The 8,549-nt window shown below is 65.7% G+C and carries 7 protein-coding genes; 3 read left to right on the plus strand and 4 right to left on the minus strand.

Features of this window, described 5'->3' with window-relative positions:
* Positions 1-46: 46 nt before the first annotated feature.
* The 3 genes from KYC_RS07075 to gmk are packed head-to-tail and all read right to left on the minus strand — an operon-like array spanning position 47 to position 3,244.
* Positions 47-2,341 carry a RelA/SpoT family protein gene (locus tag KYC_RS07075; protein ID WP_008160370.1) on the minus strand — a complete coding sequence of 765 codons (2,295 nt, stop codon included), beginning with the start codon at positions 2,339-2,341 and terminating at the stop codon, positions 47-49.
* Between the two features lie 22 nt (positions 2,342-2,363).
* A complete protein-coding gene (gene rpoZ, locus KYC_RS07080) occupies positions 2,364-2,567 on the minus strand; it encodes a DNA-directed RNA polymerase subunit omega (RefSeq protein WP_006219679.1) in 204 nt (67 codons plus the stop codon).
* Positions 2,568-2,611: 44 nt separating this feature from the next.
* Positions 2,612-3,244, minus strand: a complete 633-nt coding sequence (gmk, locus tag KYC_RS07085) for a guanylate kinase (RefSeq protein WP_081478003.1) — start codon at positions 3,242-3,244, stop codon at positions 2,612-2,614.
* 224 nt (positions 3,245-3,468) lie between these two features.
* On the opposite strand from gmk, the gene KYC_RS07090 reads away from it, so the two are divergent.
* Positions 3,469-4,239, plus strand: a complete 771-nt coding sequence (locus tag KYC_RS07090) for an SDR family oxidoreductase (RefSeq protein ID WP_008160381.1) — start codon at positions 3,469-3,471, stop codon at positions 4,237-4,239.
* A 97-nt stretch (positions 4,240-4,336) separates the two neighbouring features.
* On the opposite strand, the gene KYC_RS07095 is transcribed toward KYC_RS07090, so the two are convergent.
* A complete protein-coding gene (locus KYC_RS07095; RefSeq protein WP_008160384.1) occupies positions 4,337-4,933 on the minus strand; it encodes a C40 family peptidase in 597 nt (198 codons plus the stop codon).
* 378 nt (positions 4,934-5,311) lie between these two features.
* On the opposite strand from KYC_RS07095, the gene KYC_RS07105 reads away from it, so the two are divergent.
* Positions 5,312-6,811 carry an AMP nucleosidase gene (locus tag KYC_RS07105; protein WP_420796106.1) on the plus strand — a complete coding sequence of 500 codons (1,500 nt, stop codon included), beginning with the start codon at positions 5,312-5,314 and terminating at the stop codon, positions 6,809-6,811.
* Between the two features lie 231 nt (positions 6,812-7,042).
* On the plus strand, positions 7,043-8,530 hold the full coding sequence (locus KYC_RS07110; protein ID WP_139026499.1) for an amino acid permease: 1,488 nt from the start codon (positions 7,043-7,045) through the stop codon (positions 8,528-8,530).
* The last annotated feature ends 19 nt before the right edge of the window (positions 8,531-8,549 follow it).

Here is an 8,549-nt window from a genome sequence, read left to right on the forward strand (position 1 = left end):
GCGTCCGGCATTGCCGGACGCTTTGGTGCCTAGCTGAAGGTCGTGGTCAGCCCTTCACGCGGACGATCTTTTGAACCTGCGGCACGTGCCGGATGGCGCGGATGACCTGCGCCAGGTGCTTGCGGCTGTCGACCTGGATGGTCAGGTGCAGGGACACCGTGGACACCGCGTCGTCGTGCATCGTCACATGCATGATGTTCGCATCGGCGGCGGTGACTTCCGCCGCCAGCCGGCCAAGCACGCCGCGCTCGTTGCGCGTGACGATGTCCAGGCGCGTGGCCAGGTGCTTGGCGGTGTGGGCGTCCCAGCCGACGTTGATCCAGCGTTCGGGTTCGCGCAGGCGCTGGCGCAATGCCACCGGACAATCGGCAGTGTGCACCACCAGTCCGTGCCCCATGCGCATGCCGGCCACGATGGGGTCGCCGGGCAGCGGACCACAGCAGGGCGCCAACTGGACCGCCTGACCTTCGTTGCCCTGGATCAGGATGGGAGCGCTGCGCGCGGAGGTCAGTTCGTCCACGGCGGCGGCCGTGGTGGCGACAAGCTGGTGCTCGGGCGCGAAGCGGCGGGCGACGACAGCGGCCAGGCGCTTGCCCAGCCCGATGTCGGCCAGGATTTCCTCGCGCGAACTGGCGCCGGTGCTGCGCGCCAGCTTCTGCCAGGCTGGGTCGTCAGTGGCGGGCAGGGGCATGTGCAGCTCTTGCAGGGCCTGGCCCAGCAGGCGCTCGCCGAAGGCCACCGATTCTTCGTATTTGACCGTGCGCAGGTAGTGCCGGATCTCGGAGCGGGCGCGTCCGGTGCGCACATAGTTGAGCCACTGCGCATTGGGGCGCGAGGCGGGCGAGGTGACGATCTCGACCGTGTCGCCGCTGTTGAGTTCGGTGCGCAGGGGCACGAATTCGCCATTGACCTTGGCTGCGACCGCCTGGTTGCCGATGTCGGTGTGGATCGCGTAGGCGAAGTCCACGGGCGTGGCGCCGCGAGGCAGGGAGATGATCTTGCCGCGGGGCGTGAACACGTAGACTGCGTCGGGGAATAGGTCGACTTTGACGTGTTCCAGGAATTCGCCGGAATCCCCGGTCTGGCTCTGGATGTCCAGCAGCGACTGCAACCACTGGTGGGTGCGCTTCTGCAGGTCGTTGAGCGTAAGGTCGGCGCCCTTGTACAGCCAGTGCGAGGCCACGCCTTCTTCGGCGACATGGTGCATGTCGCGGGTGCGGAACTGGAACTCCACGGGCGTGCCGTAGGGGCCGACCAAGGTGGTGTGCAGGGACTGATAGCCGTTCACCTTGGGAATGGCGATGTAGTCCTTGAACTTGCCGGGCACCGGCCGGTAGAGCTGGTGCAGCGTGCCCAGCGCCAGATAGCATTCCGGCAGGGTGTGCACCACGACGCGAAACCCGTAGATGTCGAGGACGTCCGAGAACGACTTTTTCTGGTCGACCATCTTGCGGTAGATGCCGAACAGGGTTTTTTCGCGCCCGCTGACCTCGGCCTCGATGCCGGCGGCGGGCAGGGCCGCCCGCACGGAATCGGCGATCTTGGTGATGACTTCGCGGCGATTGCCGCGCGCGGCCAGCACGGCCTTGTACAGCACCTGGTAGCGGTTCGGGTACATCGCGGCAAAGCACAGGTCCTGGAGTTCGCGGAACAGCAGGTTCAGGCCTAGCCGGTGCGCGATGGGCGCGTAGATGTCCAGCGTTTCGCGGGCGATGCGGCGCCGCTTTTCCGGATTGACCGCGTCCAGCGTGCGCATGTTGTGCAGGCGGTCGGCCAGCTTGATGAGGATGACGCGCACGTCGCGCGCCATCGCCAGCAGCATCTTGCGGAAGCTCTCGGCTTGCTGCTCGGCCTTGGTGGCGAAGTCCAGGCGGTCCAGTTTGGACAGGCCGTCGACCAGTTCGGCGACTTCAGGGCCGAATTTTTCGGCAAGCTCGTGCTTGGCGATGCCCTGGTCTTCCATCACGTCGTGCAGCAGGGCGGCGGACAGCGCGTTGACGTCGAGCTTCCAGCCCGCGCAGATTTCCGTGACGGCGATGGGATGCGAGATGTAGGGCGAGCCGCTGGCGCGGAACTGGCCCAGGTGCGCCTGGTCCGCGAAGCGATAGGCTTCGCGCACGCGTTCTACATCTTTCTTGTCGAGATAGCTGCCGATGATTTCGGTCAGCGGCGCCAGCGATGCGACCGGAGAAGCGGTCGCGTCCGCCGCTTCTTGCGCGGCGACGGACGGTGGCGTAGGGGAATTCTTGTCTTTCTTGCCCGTGCGGCGGCCTAGGCGGGAGCCGGCACGCAGTGCGGCAAGCAGACCTGATGAAGCGTACTTCAGCCCGGGAAAAGCCATGCTTGCCGCCCCCCGGAAAGAATCAGGTGGGAACTTTACGCAGCATTTCCACGCCGGTTAGGCCGCCTGCGATTTCGCGCAGTGCAGTGACCGTAGGCTTGTCTTTGCTGTCCAGGCGCGGGGCGTGGCCTTGCGCCAATTCACGGGCGCGGTACGTCGCGGCCAGCGTGAGCTTGAAACGGTTGGGGATTTGATTCAGACAGTCTTCGACGGTAATGCGAGCCATTAGGACACCTGGTGCTGATGGAAGATGGGGAGAATGCTTTCGGCTCAGTGTTCGGCCGGGATGCCAAGCTGAGCGAACAACTCGGCGTGGCGTGCGGCCTGAGACGAAAAACGCAGCCGAGCGGCGCTGACTATTTGGGTCAGTTCCGACAGGGCCACGCTAAATTCTTGATTAATAATAACATATTCGCATTCAGGCGCGTGGGCGATTTCGCCGCCCGCGGCCAGCAACCGGCGGGCGATCACTTGCGGCGCATCCTGGCCGCGCGCCTTCAGGCGGTTTTCGAGTTCGTCGATCGACGGGGGCAGCACGAAGATGCCGATGGCGCGGGGGAAGCGCTGCTTCACCTGGCGCGCGCCTTGCCAGTCGATTTCGAGCAGCACGTCGCGGCCCTGGCTGGTGGCTTCGTCGATGCGGTCGCGGGGCGTGCCGTAGAAATTGCCGTGCACTTCCGCCCATTCCAGCAGGTTCTGGGCGTCGCGCATGAGCTTGAATTCGTCGGTCGACACAAACCGGTATTCGCGGCCGTCTTCTTCGCCGGGGCGGGGCGCGCGCGTCGTGCAGGAAATGGACAGCAGGATGGACGGATCCTGGGCAAGCAGGGCCTTGACCAGGCTGGACTTGCCGGCGCCGCTGGGCGCGACGACCATGAAGACGTTTCCGGGGGTGGCGTGCATGAATGAATGTGACCGGCGTGTGATGCTAAGACTCGAAGAATAGCAAATCGCGGCCGATCGCGTGGGCGGGTCAGCGGGGCGAAGGCAGGCAAAGCGCGCGGAATGGGCCGGCTTTATGACGGCCGTGCGGCGCGCTGAAACTGTGTTGCGCTTGGAACCTTCGCTTGCAGTATCGGCGGGACGATTCGGGTAGCATTTCGCCGATTGATAAGAAGGAGAATCCGATGAACACGAACGAGATCGACCCGCCCCGCGTAGCCCTGGTCACCGGCGCCGGCACCGGCATAGGCCGCGCGGTGGCCTTGGAATTTCTGGCGCAGGGTTACCGTGTCGTGCTGGCGGGCCGCCGGCGCGAACCCCTGGAAGCCACCCGCACGGCGGCGGGGGAAGACGGTTTGCGGGCGCTGGTGGTGCCCACGGACGTGGCCGATGAGCAAGCCGTGCGCGATCTGTTCGATACCGCGCAGCGCGAATATGGCCGCCTGGACGTGCTTTTCAATAACGCCGGGCGCGGCGCGCCGGCCGTGCCGATCGAAGAGCTGCCGGTTGCAGTCTGGCGCGATGTGGTCGACACGAATCTGACCGGCATGTTCCTGTGCGCGCAGGCCGCCATCCGCATCATGAAGACGCAGACGCCACGCGGCGGCCGCATCATCAACAACGGGTCGATTTCGGCGCATGCGCCGCGGCCGTTCTCCATCGCCTATACCGCCACCAAGCACGCGGTGACGGGGCTGACCAAGTCGATCTCGCTGGATTGCCGGCCCTACGGCATCGCCTGCGGCCAGATCGACATCGGCAATGCGGCCACCGACATGACCGAACGCATGGCCGCCGGCATCCTGCAGGCCGATGGCAGCACCAAGGTCGAACCCCGCATGGACGTCGCGCACGTCGCCCAGGCGGTGGCCGCAATGGCCCGCCTGCCGCTGGATGCCAACGTGCAGTTCATGACGATCATGGCGACCAACATGCCCTTTGTGGGCCGCGGCTGAGCCATTCCGGGACCGCTGAACCGTGGCGGCACGGTTCAGGCGTTCCGGCTATCACGCTCCCCAGGCGCCCGCCGGGCGCCGTCCGCAAGTGCCTGGCTCAGCGCGAGGCCTGGGCCAGCATCTGCTTGGGAGGCGTATCCAGGTAGGCGCGGGCGCCGAGGTAGCGCTTGGCCCAATAGGCTGTCTTCATGTCGTCCACCCGCACCTTGGTGCCGCGACGGGGCGCATGGACGAATTTGTTCTGTCCGATATAGATGCCGACATGGGACGTTACGCCGCGGCCGCGGGTGGCGAAGAACACCAGGTCGCCAGGGCGCAGTTCTTTCTTGGCGGCGACGGTCTGTCCCTCGCTGCGCTGGGCGCGCGCGGTGCGGGGCAGGTCAAGGCCGGCGATCTCGCGGTACACATACAGGACCAGCCCGCTGCAATCAAAGCCTTCGGCGTCGTCGCCACCCCAGCTGTAGGGGGTGCCGATGGCGTCCAGGCCGGCCTGGACGACGCGTTCGCGCAGCGTGGGCACGGTGGGCTCTTGCGCCAGGCGCAGGCCGCTGAGGGTCGGGCGGGCTTGTTCGGAGGCCAGGGACGCCTGGGCGGCGCCGGGAATCCAGGACAGGGTCAGGGCCAGGAGGGGCGCTGACAGGAATGCGGGTGTGCGGAAATTGGCAAATCGGACTTTTCGCGTGGGCGGCGTCATTACGTCACTTCAAAAATCGGAGTGGGCGGCATGGCTTTGCCTGGGGAAGGCAAGCCGGCGGAAAGGGGAGGTTCATGGGCAGAACGCCCGGAACGCTTCCCGATTATAGTGGAATAAAGTTTCATTACATTTGTAGTGCAATGCAGCATTATCCAGGCCGCCGGGTTACTCGCTGCTCCGGGAAGTCGTAACGGGAACGTCCGTCAGGCCTTCCGGCCGGGGCAAGCCGACTTCGCACTCGCCGCAATGGCGGGAGATGACACTTCATATTTCATCCGCTCGTGCATAATCGACGGCATCGGTCCGGGCCTTCGGGCTTGCCTGCCGCCCGCGGCCGAAGCTGAGAGCAAGACAGACAAGAAGGCGGAGTAAAGCTCAATGATGAACGCAGTGCACCCTTTGTCGTCCATGAACCGGCCTGACGCCTTGCCCTTCGAACCCTTCCAGGACGCCGAGTCCGCGGTGGACCGGCTGGTTGAAATCTATGCGCGCAATACGGCTTTCCTGAGGGCCGCCTTCCGCGAGGTCCTGAAGGGCACCGGCAATGGCCGCGAGCGGGCCCGGGCCTACTACCCGGCCATCCGCATCGTCGTGGAAACCTACGACCCCATTGATACCCGGCTGTCCTACGGCCATGTGGCCGAGCCCGGCATCTACCAGACGACCATCACCCAGCCGGCGCTGTTCCGCGACTATCTGATCGAGCAGGTCGGGCAGTTGCTGCAGAATCACCGGGTGGCGGTGGAGGTCGGCGAGTCGGATTCGCCGATCCCGCTGCATTTCGCCTTCCCGGAGGGCGCCTACGTGGAAGGCGAGCACCTGGAGGCGCTCAAACGCCCCTTGCGCGACTTGTTCGACGTGCCGGACCTGGCGGTGACGGACGATGCCATCGTCAATGGCTCCTGGCGCGGCAAGGAAGGCGAGCCCAAGCCGCTGGCGCCGTTTACCGCGCAGCGCGTGGATTACTCCCTGCACCGGCTGCAGCACTACACCTCCACCGCGCCGGCGCATTTCCAGAATTTCGTGCTGTTCACCAACTACCAGTTCTACGTAGACGAGTTCTGCGCCCGGGCGCGCGCGCTCATGGCCAGCGGCAACGAAGACTACGAAATGCTGGTCGAGCCCGGCAACCGCATCACGCGGCGCGGCGAAAGCGGCCCGGGCGACGACGGCCAGGCGGTGCGCCTGCCGCAGATGCCCGCCTACCACCTGGTGCGCGGCGACCATTCCGGCATCACCCTGGTGAACATCGGCGTGGGTCCGTCCAACGCCAAGACCATCACCGACCATATCGCCGTGCTGCGCCCGCATGCCTGGCTGATGCTGGGCCATTGCGCCGGCCTGCGGGATTCCCAGCGGCTGGGCGACTACGTGCTGGCGCACGGCTATGTGCGCGAGGACCACGTGCTGGACGACGACCTGCCGACGTGGGTGCCGGTGCCCGCGCTGGCGGAAGTACAGGTGGCGCTGGAGCAGGCGGTGGAAGAAGTGGCTGGGCTGTCGGGCTGGGACCTCAAGCGCATCATGCGCACGGGCACCGTGGCCACGATCGACAACCGCAACTGGGAGCTGCGGGACCACGTCGAGCTGGTGGAACGCTTCGCGCAGTCACGCGCGATTGCGCTGGACATGGAGTCGGCCACTATTGCGGCGAACGGCTTCCGCTTCCGCGTGCCGTATGGCACCTTGCTGTGCGTGTCCGACAAGCCCTTGCACGGCGAACTCAAGCTGCCGGGCATGGCCAGCGCGTTCTACCGCCGCCAGGTGAACCAGCACCTGGAGATCGGTATCCGGGCCCTGGAGCGCCTGCGCGACATGCCGCCTGAACGGCTGCACTCCCGCAAGCTGCGCACCTTCATGGAAACAGCGTTTCAATAATTCCATGATCCGGCGGGGCGCTTGGGGGATGATCCGTCCCCGGCGCGGCGCCGTTTTTCATGTCAGGGCCGATTGCGCTATTCTCGCGCGTTGCTCGGAATTTCCCGGGCGCCCGGGGCTTGCCCGCATGGGCGCCTTCAAGACGTGAAGGAATGCATTTTGGCACCATCGGAACACGATGATCGCCGCTCAGGCGGCACGCGCAAGGCGGAGGGCAATGGCCCTTCCGAATTGCGGCGCACGCTGTCCGCGCGCCACCTGACCATGATTGCGGTGGGCGGGTCGATCGGCACCGGACTGTTCGTCGCCTCGGGCGCGACCATCGCCAAGGCCGGCCCCGGCGGCGCATTGCTGGGCTATGTGCTGATCGGCATCATGGTTTATTTCCTGATGACCAGCCTGGGCGAGCTGGCGGCCGCCATGCCGGTGTCGGGTTCGTTTTCCACCTACGGCGCGCGCTATGTCGAGGACGGCTTCGGCTTCGCGCTGGGCTGGAACTATTGGTACAACTGGGCCGTCACGGTGGCGGTGGACCTGGTGGCGGCGCAGCTCGTCATGGCGTACTGGTTTCCCGACGTGCCCGGCTTTTACTGGAGCGCCTTGTTCCTGGCCATCACCTTCGGACTGAACGCCATGTCCGCCCGCGGCTTCGGCGAAGCGGAATTCTGGTTCGCGCTGATCAAGGTCCTGGCTGTGCTGGGCTTTGTCGCCATGGGCGTGCTGATGCTGCTGGGCATCATCCGCGGCGGCGAAACCGGCGGCCTGGCCAACTGGACGGTGGGCGACGCGCCGTTCGCGGGCGGCTTCGCCGCGCTGATCGGCGTGGCGATGGTGGTCGGCTTTTCGTTCCAGGGGACAGAGCTGATCGGCATCGCGGCCGGCGAATCCAAGGACCCGGCGCGCAATCTGCCGCGCGCCGTGCGGCAGGTCTTCTGGCGCATCCTGCTGTTCTACGTGGCGGCGATCCTAGTCATCGGCCTGCTCATCCCCTATACCGATCCGCACCTTCTGCGCAACGACGTCGAGGACATCAGCGTCAGTCCCTTCGCGCTGATCTTCGAGCGTGCTGGCCTGCTGGGGGCGGCGTCCGTCATGAACGCCGTGGTGCTGACTTCAGTGCTGTCGGCCGGCAATTCGGGCATGTACGCGGCCACGCGCATGCTCTACAGCCTGGCCCGGGAAGGCAAGGCGCCGCGCATCTTCGGCCGCATTTCGCGCAGCGGCGTGCCGCTGTGGGCGCTGCTGGCCACCACGGTCGTGGCGGCGCTGTGCTTCTTCACCTTCATCTTCAGTCCGAACGCGGTCTACATCTGGCTGCTGAATACTTCGGGGATGACGGGATTCATTGCGTGGCTGGGCATTGCGATCAGCCACTACCGGTTCCGCCGGGGCTACGTGAAGCAGGGCAACAGCCTGGCTGATCTGCCTTATGTGTCGCCGTTTTTCCCGTTCGGTCCGATCTTCGCGTTCGTGCTGTGCCTGATCATCACGCTGGGCCAGAACTACCAGGCCTTCCTGCAGGACCGGATCGACTGGGGCGGCGTGGTGGCCACCTACATCGGCATTCCGCTGTTCCTGCTGATCTGGGCGGGCTACCGGATAGCGCGCGGCTCGCGTTTCGTGAATTACCGCGACATGCGGTTCCCAGACGCGCGCGCGCGCAGCGCCTACCTGGATTCGGCCCTGCGGGGCGAGCCCGCCACGGGCGAAATCCGCTGAACGTCGGGATTGCGGGAAA

Origin of the sequence: Achromobacter arsenitoxydans SY8 (assembly GCF_000236785.1) — a bacterium.
GTDB classification, from domain to species: domain Bacteria; phylum Pseudomonadota; class Gammaproteobacteria; order Burkholderiales; family Burkholderiaceae_B; genus Achromobacter; species Achromobacter arsenitoxydans.

What these genes read in the sequence shown, in the direction of transcription:
- gmk (WP_081478003.1), bottom strand. Translation starts at nt 3,244, where the DNA reads ATGCACGCCACCCCCGGAAACGTCTTCATGGTCGTCGCGCCCAGCGGC.
- KYC_RS07090 (WP_008160381.1), top strand. Translation starts at nt 3,469, where the DNA reads ATGAACACGAACGAGATCGACCCGCCCCGCGTAGCCCTGGTCACCGGC.
- rpoZ (WP_006219679.1), bottom strand. Translation starts at nt 2,567, where the DNA reads ATGGCTCGCATTACCGTCGAAGACTGTCTGAATCAAATCCCCAACCGT.
- KYC_RS07075 (WP_008160370.1), bottom strand. Translation starts at nt 2,341, where the DNA reads ATGGCTTTTCCCGGGCTGAAGTACGCTTCATCAGGTCTGCTTGCCGCA.
- KYC_RS07095 (WP_008160384.1), bottom strand. Translation starts at nt 4,933, where the DNA reads ATGACGCCGCCCACGCGAAAAGTCCGATTTGCCAATTTCCGCACACCC.
- KYC_RS07105 (WP_420796106.1), top strand. Translation starts at nt 5,312, where the DNA reads ATGATGAACGCAGTGCACCCTTTGTCGTCCATGAACCGGCCTGACGCC.